The following is a 16656-nucleotide window of genomic DNA, read 5'->3' as shown; positions in this document are numbered from 1 at the left end:
GTGCGAAGCGCCTGGCCGGCTACGTCGTGCCCGAGGACGGCGTCGAGACGGGGGCGGCGCTGGTGCAGGGCCTGCGTGACCACCTGCGGGCCGCCCTGCCCGACCACATGGTCCCGGCGGCGCTGGTGGCGGTGGGCACGCTGCCGCTGACCGTCAACGGAAAACTCGACGTCAAGGCCCTGCCCGCCCCCGACGTCACGGGGCCGGGCGCCGTCCGTCCGCCCCGGTCGCCGCAGGAAAGGACCCTCTGCGCGCTCTTCGCCGAAGTGCTCGGCGTCCCCGAGGGGAGCGTCGGGACGGACAGCAACTTCTTCGACCTGGGCGGTCATTCGCTGCTGGCCACCAGACTGATCAGCCGTGCGCGCACCGCGCTCTCCGCGGAGCTGGCGATCCGGGACCTCTTCGAGGCGCCGACCGTCGCCGAGCTCGTCGAGCGGGCAGCCCGCCCGGCCGCCACCGCACGCCCGGTCCTCACCGCCGGGGAGCGGCCCGCCGAACTGCCGCTGTCCCACGCCCAGCAGCGGCTGTGGGTCGTCCAGCAGATCGAGTGCACCTCCGCCGCCTACAACTTCCCGCTGGTGATGCGGATGCGCGGCACGCTCGACGTGCCCGCGTGGCGGGCCGCGCTGGCCGATGTGGCCGCACGCCACGAAGCGCTGCGGACCGTCTTCTTCGAGCGTGACGGCCAGGTCTTCCAGCGGGTGCTGCCCGTCGAGCGGGCCCACCCGGTGGTGGAGTGCCTCCGCGCCGACGAGGCAGAGGTTCCCGGCATCGTCGACGTCGCCGTCAACCGCCCGTTCGACCTGGCCGCCGAACTGCCGCTGCGGGCGACGGTCGTGGAGGTGGCCCCCGAGGACCACGTCGTCGTCCTGCTGCTGCACCACATCACCACCGACGAGTGGTCCGACCGGCCCTTCCTGCGCGACCTGGCCACCGCCTACGCCGCCCGCACAGGGGGCACCGCGCCGGTGTGGGAGCCGCTGCCCGTGCAGTACGCCGACTACGCGCTGTGGCAGCAGCGCCTCCTCGGCGACCCCGCCGACGCCCAGAGCCTGATCGCACGGCAACTGGAGTTCTGGCGCACGGCGCTGGAGGGCGCCCCTGAGGAGATCGAGCTGCCGACCGACCGTCCCCGGCCCGCCCGCCCCGCCTTCACCGGCGCGGAACTGGACATCGCGTTCGACGCAGAGGTCCACCAGGGGCTGAAGCGGCTGGCCAGGGAAAGCGGCGCCAGCATGTTCATGGTGGTGCACGCGGCCGCCGCCGCCCTGCTCCACCGCATGGGCGCCGGCACGGACATCCCCCTCGGCTCGCCCATCGCGGGACGCAGCGACGAAGCACTCGACGACCTGGTCGGCTTCTTCGTCAACACGCTGGTACTGCGGACGGACGTGAGCGGCGACCCGAGCTTCACGGAGCTGCTGGCCAGGATCCGCGCCACCGACCTGGCAGCGTTCTCCCACGCGGACGTGCCGTTCGAGGCCGTCGTCGAGCGGCTGAACCCGGCCCGGTCGCCCGCCCGCAACCCGCTGTTCCAGGTGATGGTCGGCTACCACAACCGGACCGCCGACGAGCTCCGGCTGCCCGGACTGCGGGTGGCGGACGTGCCGTTCCGGATCAGGTCCGCCAAGTTCGACCTGGTCTTCAGTTTCACCGAGCAGACCGCGGCCGACGGCGAAGACGGCACCCTCGGCTGCCGCCTGGAGTACGCCACCGAGCTGTTCGACCAGGAGAGCGCCGAGCAGCTCGCCGAGTGTCTGCGGCGGCTGGTCACGGCAGTGGCAGGGGCGCCGGAACAGCCCCTCTCCCGCGCGGAGATCCTCGCCCCCGGCGAACGGGAGACGGTCCTGGACCGCTTCAACGCCACCGGCCGGGAGGTCGAAGAGGCCTCGCTGCCCGCCCTGTTCGCCCGGCAGGTCGCCGAACGGCCCGACACGGTGGCCGTCGTGGAACGCTCCGAGTCGCTCAGCTACGCGCAGCTGGACGCCCGCTCCGACCGGATCGCACACCTGCTGGCCGCGCGGGGAGTGGGTGCCGAGAGCGTGGTCGGCGTGGCCGTGCCCCGCTCGGCCGACATGGTCGCCACGGTGCTCGCCGCCCTCAAACTGGGGGCCGCCTTCCTGCCGCTGGACCTGGTCCACCCCGCCGACCGGCTCGCCTACATGATCGAGGACTTCGGGGCCGCCGTCGTCGTCGGCACCGAGCCGGTGGCCGGGAAGATCCCTGAAGTGACGGGTGCCCCCGTGGTACTCCTCGACGCGCCGGACGTCACGGCCGAACTCGGCCGACTCCACGGCTCCGCCGTGAACGGCCTGCCCGTGAGTCTCCACCAGGCCGCCTACGTGATCTACACGTCCGGTTCGACGGGCCGGCCCAAGGGCGTGGTCGTCCCGCACGAGGGCATCTCCAGCCTGGTGGCGACCGCCGTCGACCGGATGGGCCTGGAACGGGACAGCAGTGTCCTCCAGTTCGCCTCGATCGGCTTCGACGTCTTCGTGTTCGAACTGTCGATGGCGCTGTGCCACGGCGGCCGGCTCGTGCTCATGCCGGACGAGGCGCGGGTCGCCGGGCCGGCGCTCACCGACTTCCTGGCGGAGCAGCGGATCACCCATATGATCCTGCCGCCGTCCCTGGTGTCGGCGCTGCCCGCCGACTGTGAACTGCCCGAAGGGTCCACGGTCCTCGTCGGGACGGAGACCGTGCCGCCGGACCTCTTCGAGCGCTTCGGCGCCACCGCCGACCTGATCGCGGCCTACGGACTGACGGAGGCCACGGTGAACTCCACGCTGTGGCCGGCCCGGCAGTCCGGGGGACGGCCCACCGGCCGGGTACCGATCGGCAGGCCCGACCCGAACACGGTCTGCTACGTCCTGGACGCCCGTCTGTGCCCGGTCCCGCCGGGTGTGGCCGGCGAACTGTACGTGGCCGGGAGGGGCCCTTGCCCGCGGCTACCTCGGCAGGTCCGCGCTGACCGCGGAGCGGTTCGTCGCCGACCCGTTCGGCCCGCCCGGCAGCCGGATGTACCGGACCGGGGACCGCGCCCGCTGGCGCAGGGACGGCAACCTCGACTTCCTCGGCCGGGTCGACACACAGGTGAAGATCCGCGGCTTCCGCATCGAACTGGGCGAGATCGAGGCCGCGCTCGTGGGCCGTCCCGAGGTCGCTCAGGCCGCCGTGGTGGCCGACCGCAAGGGCGACATCGTGCGCCTGGTCGGCTACGTCGTCCCGGAGAACGGTCCCGACACCGGACCGGGCCCCGCGAGCGGCCCGGACACCGTCCCCGGCCCCGAGAGCCGCCTCGACACCGGCACAGGAGTCCTCGACCCGCAGGCGCTGCGCGCGCACGTCGCCGCGCTGCTGCCCGAGTACATGGTGCCCGCCCTCGTCGTACCGCTGGACGGCCCGCTGCCGCTGACCCCCAACGGCAAGCTGGACCGCAAAGCACTGCCCGTACCCGACTGGTCGGGGATGACCGGTGACGCCCGACCGGTCACCCCGACGCAGGTCCGGCTGGCGGAACTGTTCGGCGAGATCCTGAAGCTGGAGGACGTGGGCGTCCACGACAGCTTCTTCGCACTGGGCGGCCATTCGATGGCCTCCATGCGCCTCGTCGGCCGGATCCGCACCGAGTTCGGCGTCGAGCTGAGCATCCGCGACGTGTTCGACGCACTGACCGTCGCCGGCATCGCGGACAAGATCGAGGGCGCGGCGGCCGCCCGCCCGGCGCTGCGACCGGTCGGGCACCGCGCGGACGGCGCCCCCGCGCCCGTCGCTCCCGTACAGCGCCCGCAGTGGTCGTCGTACCGACGGCACGCGGCCTTCGACCACGCACTCGTGCTGCGCTCGCCCGGCGGGCTGGACACCGAGGCGCTGTCCGCGGCGCTGGCGGACGTGGTGGCACGGCACGAACCGCTGCGCACCTGCTTCATCGAACGGGACGGAGCCGTTCTCCAGCAGGCCGGCCCGCCGCCGCAGCTGGAGACCGAGCAGTGCGCCGATGTAGATACCCGGCTCGCCGAGCTCGCCGCGGGGGCACCGGACCTGACGCGGGAGCCCCCGTTGCGGGCCAGGCTGCTCACCGGCGCGGACGGGACGAAGGCGCTGCTGCTGACCATGCACTACCTGGCCGCCGACGAATGGTCGGTCGTGCCGCTGTTCCGCGACCTCACCACCGCGTACGCGGCGCGGACCTCGGGCGCGGAGCCCGGGTGGCAGCCCCTCCCGGTGACGTACGGCGACTACACCCACTGGGCGCACGAGACGCTCGGCGAACTCACCGACCCGGACAGCCTGGCCGGACGGCAACTCGCCTACTGGCGGCAGACGCTGAAGGACGTCCCCCGTTCCCTGGAGCTGCCGGCCGACCGGCCGCGCACCGACGCGGCGGACCGGTCCGGGCCTGCCTGTGACCACGTCGGGTTCGTCCTCGACGAACAGCTCCACGCCGGCGTGGACCGGCTCGCCCGGGCCACCGGCAGCAGCATGTTCATGGTGCTGCACTCGGCACTGTCGGCCCTGCTCACCGCCCACGGCGCCGGCACCGACCTACCGATCGGCACCATGGTCGCCGGCCGCGGCGACGACCGGCTGGCCGATCTGGTCGGCTGCTTCTTCAACACCGTGGTGCTGCGCACCGACACCGCGGGGGACCCGACCTTCACCGAGCTGCTCACCCGGGTGAGGGAGACGACGCTCGGCGCGCTGGACCGGGGGGACGTGCCCTTCGACGAGGTGGCGCGTGCGACCGGCCTGCCGCCCGTGGGACCGCAGGTCATGGTGATCCACCACGAACAGGCGGACCTGGCGGAGCTGGAGGGCGGCATGGGCTCCTTCCACGCCGTGCCGACCGGCTCGGCCAGGGCCGAGCTGACTCTCAGCTTCTACGAGCCGCGCGGCGACGGACCGGTGCACTGCGAGCTGATCCACGCCACCGGACTGCTCGGGCGGGCCAAGGCGCGGCAGCTCGCGGACGAACTCCGCACGCTGCTGCGGAAGGTGGCGGCCGACCCGGAACAGCCGCTCTCGGAACTGTTCACCGTGAACCCCATGAGGAGTGACGAGCTATGACGACCAACCCGTTCGAGGACCCGCAGGGGCGCTTCCTGGTCCTGGTCAACGAGGAGAACCAGCATTCGCTGTGGCCCTCGTTCGCCGAGGTGCCCCCGGGGTGGCGCACCGTCTTCGGCGAGGACACCCGGGATGCCTGCCTCGCCTACGTGGAGGCCAACTGGACCGATCTGCGGCCCGCGAGCCTGATCGCGCGGCAGGGCTGAACCCGTGGTCGGGGACGGGCCGGCGACGGAAAGGATCTGCCGTTCGGCCCCCGCAGGTTCGGCTCGACCCGACAGACACCGCGAAAGAGCGTGTCGAGGACATTCGAGGCGAGGGCCTGGGCACCCGGAAGGCAGCCGTCCCCGGCCATGCCGACACACGTTTTCAACAGGGCCGCCTGCTCAAGGCCAGGATCCGTAACGGCCTCCAGCGCGGCGCCGCACTGCTCGATGACCACGGCCTGGTCCGACTCGAGGACCTCGAACCGCGCCTTCGCGTCCGTGGCTTCGAGCAGCTCTCGGATGCCGACTCCCCGTCCTTGGAGCGGATGGGTCGTGCGACTGGTCCGCCGGCGACGGCGACCGCGTAGAACGTCTGGTCGCACCGCACGAAACGGTAGCCCTCTCGCCGATGGTGCGCAGGATGTCGGCCCGGGAGACCTTGCGGGGGCTTTCCTCGTCCGGGTGCCTGTCAGGCAGCCGGGCGGTCAGCGCGGCGGCCGCCGCAGCCGTCTCCGAGTGGGGACCGGAGGCGCGCCGGCGGGTGCGGTCGGTGCCGGGCGAGGGACAGCCGGGGTGGCTGTGGGGGTCCCGGTCATGCCGGTGCCCCGATCCGGCGTGGGTGCCGGCTGCCGGCCTCGAGTGCTCGCTCGATGGTGGACCGGGCCTTGCGTTCGTTGGGGTCGATCCCGGCGAGTGGGTTCACCTTCACCGGGCGAACGGCGAGACCGTCGAGGGGCGTACGGCGAGACCGTCGAGCAGATCGAGGCCGGCAGGCGTATGCGTATCCCCCGATGCCGCACTGAGGCTGTCGTCTCTCGGTGGTGCGCGTGGCGATCTGACGCGTGTCTGCCCGGCCGCGTCAGGGGTACCGAGAAGGCATGCAAGCACTGTCACAGGATGTGATCGAGTTGGTCCGTGAGGATATTGACCAGGTGAAGGCGGAGTTGGTGGCTGCCGTGTCCGAGGGGCGCCGGGGTTCGGCGGCTCTGGGGGCGGGCGGGGTGCTCGGTGTGCTGGCCCTGCTGGCGGCTCAGGAGTCGGCGGTGCGGGCGCTGGAGCGGGTGTGGCCGGCGCCGCGGGTGACGGGGGCGTTGGCGGCTGCGTACGGCATCGGGGCTGTGGCGTTCGCCGGGTATGGGTACGAGAGATTGCGCCGGGCCCGAGCCGCGTCACGGGAGGCGCTGGCAGGTTCGCTGGACGCGGTGAAGGAGGTGGCCGACGAGTTGGCGCACTGACTGATGGGTCGTCACGGGCGGACACGCCGCCGTCCCCGCCGCCTCCGGGACGGGGGCGGGGACGGGCCCGTATCCGCTCACGGGCTCCCTTCCGCTCAGCCGGAGGAGGGCTCCGAAATCGTGGCTCGTCCAGCGGAGTCGACGCGTGGAGAGAGCGCAGGCTCCAGCCCTCCACGGCCGAGCCCTGTCAGGCGCAGGTGATGCCGGGTGCGTGCCGCGGCGTCCGGGAGTTCCCCCACGGATTTTCCGGCTTTCACACGGATGTCCCGGGGCTCAGGGGGCACGCGTAGTTCCGAGCTCGCACACGGGCAGGCGCGCCGCCGGGGGCGGTACGGCGTCGACCGCCGTTCAGCGGTCATACGGCCAGGCATCGGACGCCGGCGCTCCCTACCCGGCACGTACGTGGGCGGGCGGACAGCGGAAGGCGACAACGGAACGCAGGGAGCGCAGATGAAGGTCCGCACGTGGCCGGCCCCACCGGATCTCCGGCTCACGGCCCACGTGGTCGCCGGCCGCTATCGGCTCGACGACCTGTTGGGGCGTGGTGGTGCGGCTGACGTGTACGAGGGGCGGGACCTGCGGCTGCACCGGCCGGTGGCGGTGAAGGTCTTCCGGCCGGGCGGCGAGTCCCAGACGGAAGAGCGCTTCGACGGCGAGGGCCGCTTGCTGGCCCAAATGCAACACCCGGGCCTGGTGACCGTGTACGACTCCGGTCACGAGGACGGACGGCCTTACCTGGTGATGCAGCTCATCAAGGGGACGACGCTGCGCAGGCGCATCGCCGCGGGCCCCCTGACTCCCGCCGAGGCCTCCCGTATCGGGGCCGCGCTGGCCTCGGCGCTGGCTCATGTGCACGCGGCCGGTGTCGTCCACCGCGACGTCAAGCCGTCGAACATCCTTCTCGACGGCACGGGCACCCCGTACCTGACCGACTTCGGCATTTCCCGGTTGCTCGACGCCACCGCCCACACCGCCACCGGAACTCTCGTCGGAACCGCGGCGTATATGGCGCCGGAGCAGGTGCTGGGGAAAGGAGCGGCGCCGGCCGCGGACGTCTACAGCCTCGGACTCGTGCTCCTCGAGGCCCTGAAGGGTGAGCTGGAGTACGCGGGTGCCCCGTTGGAGGCAGCGATCGCGAGGCTGCACCGGCCCCCGGCCATTCCTCCGGACCTGTCGGCGGATCTCGTCGAGCTGTTGAAGGCCATGACGGATCCGGAGGAGACCGGTCGGCCCGACGCACACGCCTGCCATCGGGCACTGGCCGCCATGCAGGGCGGGGACTCGGCGTCGTCCTGCCGCGGGATCGGCCCATCGGTAGACGTCCGGAACGCGGGTGAGGACCGGAACGCCGCAGGCGACACACTGCGGTCGGAGTTCGCGGGTGCGCGAACAGGGAGCGCGGGGCCGGTGCTTGCGGCGACACCGAGCGAGGGGCCCCCGCCCCCGGACCCCCTTTTCACGGTTCCCGCTTCCCGCCGCTCCGGCCGCGCCCTCCTTGCTACGGGGGCGGCACTGGCCGTGCTCGGAGTCACGCTGACCGGCTCGATCGGTGGTCTGCCCTCCGAGGATGAGGATGCGGCCTCCCGGCCGCGCCAGGCCACGACGGAATCCACGTCGGGCCGGGCGGACGGGACGACCGAACCCTCGTCGGACCGGGCAGGACATCCGGGCCCGTCCTCCTCACCGGCGGCAACGCCCGCCGTCCCCCGTTCGCGGACGATGCCTTCCCTCACGGCCAAGGAGTCCGGCACGAATCCGAGTTCGGCGGCCGACGAGCGTGAGGGCCCCACTGCCGCCGGCCTGCAGGAGCCCGACAGCCCGCGGGGCGAGGCCGTCCGGGGCCCCGTCCGCGTCGATCCCGAGCCACGACCGGGGAAGGCCGAGCCGCCGAGGAAGAACCACAGCGACGGACCGGCCGACAGGGGCGGGGAAGGCCGACCGGCCCGGGACGAGTACGGCGGGTCGGCGGTATGAACCGACCGTACCGGGCAACAAGGAAGGACAGACCAGGCCACGTGTCCCGGTCGTCCCCGCAGGAAGGAAGTAGGCATGCTCCCCGACATCTGGTCCTTCTCCGAGACCGCGATCCACGCGGCCGACATGGATCTGACCGGATACAAGGTCGAAGCGACGGGCGGCGGTATCGGAAGGGTTGACCAGCACTCCGCCGAGGCCGGCTGCTGTCACCTGGTCGTGGACACCGGGTACCGGACGAACCTCACCATGCGGCAGCTCGCGTCGCCGTTCGGAGTGTCTCAGGCCCGGCAGACTTCCCGCCGGAGCAAGGGAGTTCGAGCCCGGCGCACCGAACCTCCTGCGACCGCGACCGGTCGCGCCCCGGGGATCAGGCCTTGACGGCCGTCTGTGGCGCCTCGTCGTCACCCGGCTGCCGGCGGCTGTCGGACCACGCCGACCACAGGTCGCCGTAGCGCCCGCCCGCCGCCACCAACTCCTCGTGCGTGCCCGTCTCGACGACCCGGCCACCGTCGAGGACGACGACACGGTCGGCGGTCGCCGCCTGGGGGAGCCGGTGGGCCACCAAGAGTGCCGTACGGCCTTCCAACGCCTTGAGCGCGGCCGCCTCCAGGGTGCGGGCTCCGGCACTTCCCGCGTCCGCCGTGGCCTCGTCGAGGATCGCGATCGGCGGATCGGCCAGGACCAGGCGTGCCAGCGCCAGATGCTGGGCCTGGGTCACCGTGAGGCGGTGGCCGCCCTCGCCGACGACGGTGCCGAGCCCGTCCGGCAGCGCCTCCACCCACGCCAGGGCGTCGACCCGGGCGAGCGCGCCGCGCAGCTCGTCGTCGGTGGCCTCGGGCCGGGCCAGCCGCAGATCCTCCGCCAGCGGTCCGGCGAACACATGGACCTCCTGGCTGATCAGCGTCACCGCACGCCGGATGCCGGCCGGGCCGAGCTCTTGCGCGTCGACACCGCCGAGGCTGAACGAACCGCCGGACGGCGGATGGACACCGGCGATCAGCTTCGCCAGGGTGGTCTTCCCGGCCCCGCTGGCACCGACCAGCGCCACCCGCTCGCCGTCACGCACCTCGAGGTCGACCTCACGCAGCACCGGGTGCCCGGGCACGTACTCGTGGCTGAGCCCGTACGCCTTGACGGAACCGTCGACCGGTACGGGGGCACCGGCCGGATCGTGCTCGGCCGGCAGGCTCGACACGCCGACCAGGCGGGCGAGGCTCGCACCGGCCGACTGCGCCTCGTCGATGAGGAAGAGCGCGGCGTTGACGGGGTTGAACAGGCTGTGGAAGTAGAGCGCCGCGGCGGTCGCCGTGCCGATGCTGACGGAACCGTTGCCGACCAGCAGGAAGCCGGTGACCAGGACCGACGCCAGACCGACGAACTCGGCGAGATTGAGCCGGGAGAAGAACCCGGACACGAGCCGGATGCCGCGCAGCGCGAGGTCGACCGCGTCCCGTGACCGGTGCTCCAGCAGCTGCGCGTGCCTGCCGTTCAGCCGGAACGCCCGCACGGTCCGCACACCGCCGACGCTGTCGAGGAGCTGGTGCTGGAGGGCGCCGGTCGCCACCCGGTGCGCCGCGTACACCAGGGAGGAGCGGGGGATGTACCACCGCACGGTCAGGACGTGGACCCCTCGGTATGGGAGGCCGGTTCGGGGCCACGCCTGTGGTGCGCGCGTGCGAGCGAGTACGCCGCACGGGCCGCCGCGGACGAGTGGCTGCTCGACGCCGCGGAGAGGGCCCGGGTCGGGGCGTTCGTACGGGACCGTGACCGCGACCGGTACCGCGTCGCGCACGTGGTGCTGCGGCGCCTGCTCGGCGCGTACCTGGACGAGGACCCGGCCGCCGTCGGCCTCGTCCGTGAGCCGTGCCCCGGCTGCGGCGAGCCGCACGGCCGCCCGGCCGTCGCGGACGCGCCCTTCCACTTCTCCCTCGCGCACTCCGGCGACCTCGCCCTCCTCGCGTTCGCCGACACCCCCGTCGGTATCGACGTGGAGGCCGACCCGTCCCCGGAGGCGGCGGCCGAGATCGGCGCCATGCTGCACCCGCGGGAGCGCGCCGAGCTGGCCGCCGTAGCGCACCGGGCCCGTCCCGCCTCGGTCGGCCGCTGCTGGACCCGGAAGGAGGCGTACCTCAAAGGTGTCGGCATCGGCCTCGCCGAGGACCCCGCGGTCACCTATGTGGGAGCCGGCCCGGCTCCCGCGGCCCTGACCGGCTGGTCACTCACCGACGTCCCGGTCCTCCCGGGCCACGCGGCCGCCTGCGCCGTACGCCGTCCCGGGCCGGACCTGCCGGCGCCGGCCGCGTACCCGTCGTCGCTCACCGCAGCCGACCGTCACGAGTCCGGCGCTTGACGACGGTCCGGCAGGCGACTGCACTGGAGTCATCGCCTGCATCTACTCCGTCCTAGGGAGAGCAGCGATGACAACCATGGAAACGTTCAACCTTCTGCAGCCCTACAAGATCGCCGAGGAGACGTTCGTCATCCCGTGGGCCCTCGAGGCCCCGCCCGTCGGCCACTTCCCGATGAACTCGATGGTGATCCGGGGAGCCGAACCGGTCCTCGTGGACACCGGTGCGCCCGCGGTGCGCTCCCAGTGGCTGGAGGCAGCCTGGTCCGTCGTGGATCCCCTGGACGTACGGTGGATCTTCCTCACCCACGACGACCGCGACCACGCCGGCAACCTCCTGGCGGTCCTCGCCCAATGCCCGAACGCGACCCTGCTGACGACTTGGTTCTCCCTCGGCCGCATGGCCGAGGAGTGGGAGACCCCCATCAACCGGTGCCGCTTCATGACGGACGGCGACACGATCGACGCGGGCGACCGCACCCTGGTCGCCAAACGACCGCCCCTGTACGACAACCCCACGACCCGTGCCCTCTTCGATCCGAGCACCAGCGTCCTGTGGGCCGTCGACACCTTCGCCACGAACGTGCCGGCCCCCGTGCCCGAGACGGCGGCGCTGTCCCCGGACGAATTCCGCGACGGCCAGTTCTTCGGCGGAAGGCTGGTGTCCCCCTGGGTCGCCCTGCTGGACGCCCAGAAGTTCGGGACCGTCGTCACCGACTTCCAACACCTGAACGCCGAGGTCATCGCCGGCTGCCACTGCCCGGTCCTCCGCGGCCCCCACATCCCCGAGGCCTACGACCTCCTCCGCCGGCTCCCCGAGATCCCACCGTGGGCCGAGTTCACCCAGGCCGACCTGGACCAGTGGATGGCGGATGCCGAGAGCTCGGTCCCGCCGGAGCAGCCGCGGCCGTCGGCGACGTGAGAGGCGGCGCCGCGCGGCGTCGGGACCTGCTGCACTCCGGCGCTGGGACCACGGCCGGGCGGCTCCTACGACGGATTCCCTGACCCGATGCGCCGGCGACGTGCTCGTCGGCACGCAACGGCACGGGCCGGAAGGTGGGTGCGAGCCCGCGTCACCTCCTGGTGCCCGACACCTCGATCTCCGCCCACACCTGCTTGCCGCCGCTCAGCGGCAACGAGCCCCAGGACGCCGTCGTCGCCTCGACGATGAGCAGACCGCGGCCGCCCGTCGCCTCCCAGTCGAGATCCGCCGGGATCACGGGGGAGCGGGGGGAGGTGTCGTTCACGGCGATCCGCAGCCGGTCCGACGACAGCGTCAGGTCCAGCCCCACTTCGCCCTGTGTGTGGGCGATGGCGTTGGTGACGAGCTCGGACACCACCAGCAGCGCGATGTCCACCTCCTCCGCCACGCCCCACGAACGCAGCGTGCGCGCGGCGAAACGCCGGGCGTGGAGCACGGCGTTCGTCAGACGCCACACCGTCCAGTGGGTCCGCAGCGGACGCACCCGGGACCCGTCGTAGCGCAGCAGCAGCACCGCGACGTCGTCGTCGCGCCCGTCGGCGGTGCCGAGGAGTTCGTCGGCCACCCGCCCGATGTCGGACGGGTCCGCGGCGCCGAGGGCCTCGCCCACGCGGCGCATACCGTCCTCCAGGGGGAGGTGCGCCGACTCCACCAGGCCGTCGGTGAGCAGCGTGAGCAGGGTGCCGGGGGCCAGCCCCGCCTCGGTCATGGTGAACTCGGCGTCCGCGAGCACACCCAGCGGCGGCCCGCCCTCCACCACCAGTTCCTCGGTCCTGCCGTCCGGGTGGCGCAGCAGCGGCGGCAGGTGGCCGGCCCGGACGAAGATGGCGATGCCCTCCTCCATGTCCAGATCGACGTACAGGCAGGTGGCGAAGAGGTCCGTCTCCATCCCGACGAGCAGCCGGTTGGCGCGGGAGACGACCACGTCGGGGGGATGGCCCTCGACCGCGTAGGCGCGGACCGCCGTACGCATCTGACCCATGATGGTGGCGGCTGCGGCGCTGTGGCCCTGCACGTCGCCGATGACAAGGGCCACGTGCCCGTCGGAGAGCGGGATCACGTCGTACCAGTCTCCGCCGACCTCCAGTCCCACGGTCGCGGGCAGGTAGCGGGCGACCGCGACGCCGCCGGGCAGCACCGGAAGCTTGCGGGGCAGCAGGCTGCGCTGGAGCATCCTCGCGAGCTCGTGCCCCGCGTCCAGGGCGTGGGCGCGCCTGAGGGCGTTGCCGACCAGTCCGGCGACCGCCGTCAGCAGCGACCGCTCCTCCGGGGCGAACTCGTGCTCGGCGTCCCAGCCCACCAGGCACACGCCGATGAGGCGTCCGTCGGCCGGGAGCGGGACGACCGCCAGACCGCCGGGTCCGATGCCGAGGAGACCCGGTTCCAGGTCGGCGCCGGGCGGCCACAGACTCATGTGGCCGTCCCGCAGGGCGTTCTGCAGCGTGGGCAGCGAGTGGCACGAGGCGTCCGGCCACTCGGACCGCCACTCCGTCTGCCACACGCCCGGCCACGCGTCCGGCTCCGGCGGGTCGAGGATGGTGACCAGCAGCCGGTCGGCGTCGAGCTCCGCGACGGCGATCCGGCTCGCGTCCAGGGGCTGGCGCAGAGCGTCGACGACCATACGGCTGACGTCCCGCACGGTGCTCGCCCCCGCCAGCCGGGCGGACAGCCCCTGCACGATGGCGACCTCGTCGTCGGTGGGGCGCAGGTAGACGGCGTCCGCGACCACACCGAGCACCCGTTCGGGCATGCCGTCGGCGCCGAACCGCAGCCGGCAGCGCAGACCCAGCCAGCGCAGCTCACCGCCCGGCCGGCGGATGCGGAACGCCAGCTGCTCCCCGGAGGACGACAGCCTGCCCGGCTCGACCACGGCCATCAGCGCCGGAATGTCGTCGGGGACGGCGCAGGACAGCAGTGTCTCGACCCGCGCGTCGAAGTCCTCCGGGGCGATCCCGAGGAGCTCCAGCACGCGCTCGTCCGCCTCCATGTGCCCGGTGTCCATCGTCAGGGTGAACGCGCCGCTGTGGAGCGGTACCAGCGTGGGCCCCGGATGCGTCCTGGGACCCGACCGCCCGACGACGCGGGCCGGCACGGACTCGAGTCCGGCGGCCACCTGATCGGCGTAGAGCTCCATCAGACTGCGGCGGTCGGCATCGAACCCGTCCGCCGTCTCGCCCGCGACCAGCAGACAGCCCAGCTTGGCGGCCCCGTGGCCCAGCGGCAGGGCGCCCAGCGAGAACTTGGGCGGCAGCGTCCCGGGGCCCACGGGGGTCACTCCACGGGGGTCGCTGGAGGCGTACGCGGCCAGCTCCGCGGGGCTCAGCCACAGGGGCCGGGCGGCGCGGAAGGCGTCCGTGGCGGGGGAGCGGCTGCCGAGGCCGATGACGGCCGGCAGCCCGTACGTCCCGCCGCGGTCCCCCACGACCTCGGCCAGCCGTAGCTCGTCGCCACCCTCGGTGAGGACGTAGACAGCGGCCAGCTCGGCCCCGCAGAACGCAAAACTCGCCCGTGACAACGCGCACCGCCTCCGTACGCGGTCATGTACCGCGCTGTTCCCCATGCTGCCGTTGTTCGCGGGGTCGGAGCTAGTCAGAGGACGAAGATGATGCGCCGGGTGGGCCTCCTCGGCCCGGCGGCGTCCGGGCGTCACGGGGGACAGGGGCGGGGGACGCCGGGGAGGGGGACTGCCGCCGGACAGCCCCTCCTGGCGTGAGCACTCGACGGTCTGCCGTTGCAGGACGCCATCCCCGCGCAGGTGGACCAGGTGTTCCCCGGCGGCCGCGCGGAGCCGCGCTACCCACCGGTCGTCTGCAAGGCGATCTCCGACGCCGTCCAGGGCACCATGCTCGCCGGCCGCAGCGTGGCGAGTGAGACAGAACGAGCCGCCGAGTCCATCGCGGCCTACGCCCGGAGCTCCCAGGGGGCGAGCCTGAAATGAGCAGTGTCTTCCTGAGCTTCTTCCAGGTCAGCGGCTTCGGCGGCTGCAGGTCCGGAATCCCCCTCAATTCAACTCCCGGGCCCGGCGGCATACGCGAGCGGCGGTGCGATCGCCTGGGCGTCCGCTCCCTCCCCGACCCACAGCCCGATGAACAGCGCGGCGGTCGCCTCCAACAGCCCGGCCCGCCCGAGCCCGCCCCCGGCCACCGGTTCACAGCCCGCATCCCGCACCAATGCGCGTACGAGCCCGAGCGCCGTCTCGTCGTCCCCACAAACCGGAACGGCAAGGGGCCGACCGTCGAAGGCGGGCGGATCCATACGCCACACGGCCTCGTGGCAGAGGTTGAACGCCTTGACCACATGGGCGCCCGGTGCAGCCGCGGCCAGCCGCTGTGCGGCAGAGGGACCGCCGTCCGTCAGCAGACGGAAACCGGGCCCCACCGGATTGGAGCAGTCGAGCAGCACCTTCCCGTCCAGGGTCGCGTGCAGTTCCCGCACCACGTCCTCTCCTGCTCCATAGGGCAGCGCGGCCAGCACCAGGTCGCCGAACCCGGCCGCCGCACGCAGACTCCCGTGCCGTGCGCCGCCGCCCACGCGCGCCGCGAGCCGCTGGGCTCCGCGTTCGTCCCTTCCCCCGACGGCCACTTCGTGACCTGCCCGCACCCAGTGCGTGGCGAGCGCGTCCGCCATGTTGCCCGTTCCCAGCACGCCGATCCGCATCGAACGCCCCTCTCTCCGTGCTCGCTTTCCACGTTCGGGACAACGCTAGAGAGCCCGTCAGGCACCATTCGGTACGTGACGACCGACGCCTTCCTCGCCGACTGCCGCGCCCGCCTCGCCTTCGACCTTCTCTCCAACACCTGGAGCGCCGTGGTGCTCTGGGCCCTGCGCGACGGTCCCGGGCGCCCGAGAGAACTGCGCGAGCGAATAGGCGGCATCAGCTCCAAGGTCCTCACCGAGACGTTGCGGCGCCTTCAGTTCAACGGGCTGGTGGAACGCCACGCGTATGCCGAAGCGCCGCCCCGGGTCGAGTACCGACTCACCGCCCTGGGCCGGACGTTGCTGGGCCCGATCGAGGCATTCGGTGCATGGGCCTTCGAACACGGCGACGACGTCATGGCCGCCCAGGACCGCGAGGCCGCGTGCGCTCCCCGTCGTCAACCGTGACCGAAATCCGTTTCGCGTCCCGGGGAGGCGCCCCTACTGTGGCGCGGTGACAACTCGGATGATCATTCTCAACGGTGGTTCCAGCTCGGGGAAGTCCGGGATCGTGCGATGCCTCCAGGCCGTACTGCCGGATCCCTGGCCGGCGTTCGGGGTCGACTCGTTCGTCGACGCGCTGCCCGCGAAGATGCAGTCGTCGGACGCGGGACTCGAGATCGCGGCGGACGGCCGAGTGAGCGTCGGCGCGGAGTTCCGGGCGCTGGAGGCGGCCTGGACCGAGGGCATCGTGGCGATGGCCCGGGCCGGCGCGCGCATCATCGTCGACGACGTCTTCCTCGGCGGAGCGGCGTCACAACAGCGGTGGCAGAAGGCACTTGGCGGGCTGGCCGTGCTGTGGGTCGGCGTCAGATGCGAGAGCGCGGTCGCCGCAGGCCGCGAGATCGCACGGGGAGACCGGGTCCAGGGGATGGCCGCCTCGCAGGCGGACGCGGTTCACCGAGGGGTGACCTACGACGTGGAGGTCGACACCACGCACACCGAGTCCCTGGCGTGTGCGCGAACCATCGCCGCCCACGTCCACTGACCACATCGAACGCCGGGGATCCCCGCGCGACCACGGGCCTGACGGAGCAGCCGGCCGAGGGCACGCCCCTGCGGGACCACGTGCCGAGGGAGCCTTGCCGGCGGGAGGGGCGGTGCGGAGGTTCCACCCCCTCCCACCGCCCACCCAGGCCGGCGGCC

11 protein-coding genes and 2 pseudogenes are annotated in these 16656 nt (G+C 72.8%); 10 read left to right on the top strand and 3 right to left on the bottom strand.

Annotated elements, in window-relative coordinates; genetic code table 11:
- Positions 1–26: 26 nt before the first annotated feature.
- From ACIPJI_RS20670 to ACIPJI_RS20650, 5 genes and pseudogenes are all read left to right on the top strand, one after another.
- Positions 27–2876 (top strand): annotated as a pseudogene (locus ACIPJI_RS20670) (condensation domain-containing protein); the annotation flags it as partial.
- Between the two features lie 301 nt (positions 2877–3177).
- Positions 3178–5067, top strand: a complete 1890-nt coding sequence (locus ACIPJI_RS20665; protein ID WP_402247870.1) for a condensation domain-containing protein — start codon at positions 3178–3180, stop codon at positions 5065–5067.
- Positions 5064–5273, top strand: a complete 210-nt coding sequence (locus tag ACIPJI_RS20660) for an MbtH family protein (protein ID WP_402247868.1) — start codon at positions 5064–5066, stop codon at positions 5271–5273. The genes ACIPJI_RS20665 and ACIPJI_RS20660 overlap by 4 nt, the downstream gene beginning before the upstream one ends.
- Before the next feature lie 878 nt (positions 5274–6151).
- Positions 6152–6508, top strand: coding sequence for a phage holin family protein (locus ACIPJI_RS20655; RefSeq protein ID WP_189464334.1), 357 nt, complete (start codon positions 6152–6154; stop codon positions 6506–6508).
- 450 nt (positions 6509–6958) lie between these two features.
- Entirely contained in the window at positions 6959–8482 is a 1524-nt protein-coding gene (locus ACIPJI_RS20650) for a protein kinase (protein ID WP_402247866.1), read from the top strand.
- A 406-nt stretch (positions 8483–8888) separates the two neighbouring features.
- Here ACIPJI_RS20650 and ACIPJI_RS20645 read toward each other — a convergent pair.
- Positions 8889–10112: pseudogene (locus tag ACIPJI_RS20645) on the bottom strand (ABC transporter ATP-binding protein); the annotation flags it as partial.
- Between ACIPJI_RS20645 and ACIPJI_RS20640 the strand changes: the two are divergent.
- Together ACIPJI_RS20640 and ACIPJI_RS20635 are read left to right on the top strand one after the other, a co-directional pair.
- On the top strand, positions 10107–10835 hold the full coding sequence (locus ACIPJI_RS20640) for a 4'-phosphopantetheinyl transferase family protein (protein WP_402247864.1): 729 nt from the start codon (positions 10107–10109) through the stop codon (positions 10833–10835). The pseudogene ACIPJI_RS20645 and the gene ACIPJI_RS20640 sit on opposite strands and share 6 nt — an antisense overlap.
- A gap of 67 nt (positions 10836–10902) precedes the next feature.
- Complete coding sequence (locus tag ACIPJI_RS20635; RefSeq protein ID WP_402247862.1) at positions 10903–11754, top strand: MBL fold metallo-hydrolase; 852 nt, start codon at positions 10903–10905, stop codon at positions 11752–11754.
- Between the two features lie 151 nt (positions 11755–11905).
- Here the strand turns inward: ACIPJI_RS20635 and ACIPJI_RS20630 are convergent, their stop codons facing one another.
- The gene (locus ACIPJI_RS20630) at positions 11906–14329 is read right to left on the bottom strand and encodes a SpoIIE family protein phosphatase (protein ID WP_356624779.1); all 2424 of its coding nucleotides are present in this window, start codon (positions 14327–14329) and stop codon (positions 11906–11908) included.
- Positions 14330–14545: 216 nt separating this feature from the next.
- Between ACIPJI_RS20630 and ACIPJI_RS20625 the strand changes: the two genes are divergently transcribed.
- Entirely contained in the window at positions 14546–14752 is a 207-nt protein-coding gene (locus ACIPJI_RS20625) for a hypothetical protein (protein ID WP_402247861.1), read from the top strand.
- Between the two features lie 68 nt (positions 14753–14820).
- On the opposite strand, the gene ACIPJI_RS20620 is transcribed toward ACIPJI_RS20625, so the two are convergent.
- Entirely contained in the window at positions 14821–15471 is a 651-nt protein-coding gene (locus tag ACIPJI_RS20620) for an NADPH-dependent F420 reductase (protein ID WP_402247859.1), read from the bottom strand.
- A 75-nt stretch (positions 15472–15546) separates the two neighbouring features.
- On the opposite strand from ACIPJI_RS20620, the gene ACIPJI_RS20615 reads away from it, so the two are divergent.
- Both ACIPJI_RS20615 and cpt read left to right on the top strand, forming a co-directional pair.
- On the top strand, positions 15547–15918 hold the full coding sequence (locus ACIPJI_RS20615; protein ID WP_402247857.1) for a winged helix-turn-helix transcriptional regulator: 372 nt from the start codon (positions 15547–15549) through the stop codon (positions 15916–15918).
- 46 nt (positions 15919–15964) lie between these two features.
- Positions 15965–16498, top strand: a complete 534-nt coding sequence (cpt, locus tag ACIPJI_RS20610; protein WP_402247855.1) for a chloramphenicol phosphotransferase CPT — start codon at positions 15965–15967, stop codon at positions 16496–16498.
- The last annotated feature ends 158 nt before the right edge of the window (positions 16499–16656 follow it).

The organism is Streptomyces sp. NPDC086835 (assembly GCF_044745705.1).
In the GTDB taxonomy this organism is placed as follows: Bacteria; Actinomycetota; Actinomycetes; order Streptomycetales; family Streptomycetaceae; genus Streptomyces.
Note: the sequence above shows the minus strand (reverse complement) of the source record. Positions and strands in the feature narration are given on the sequence as shown.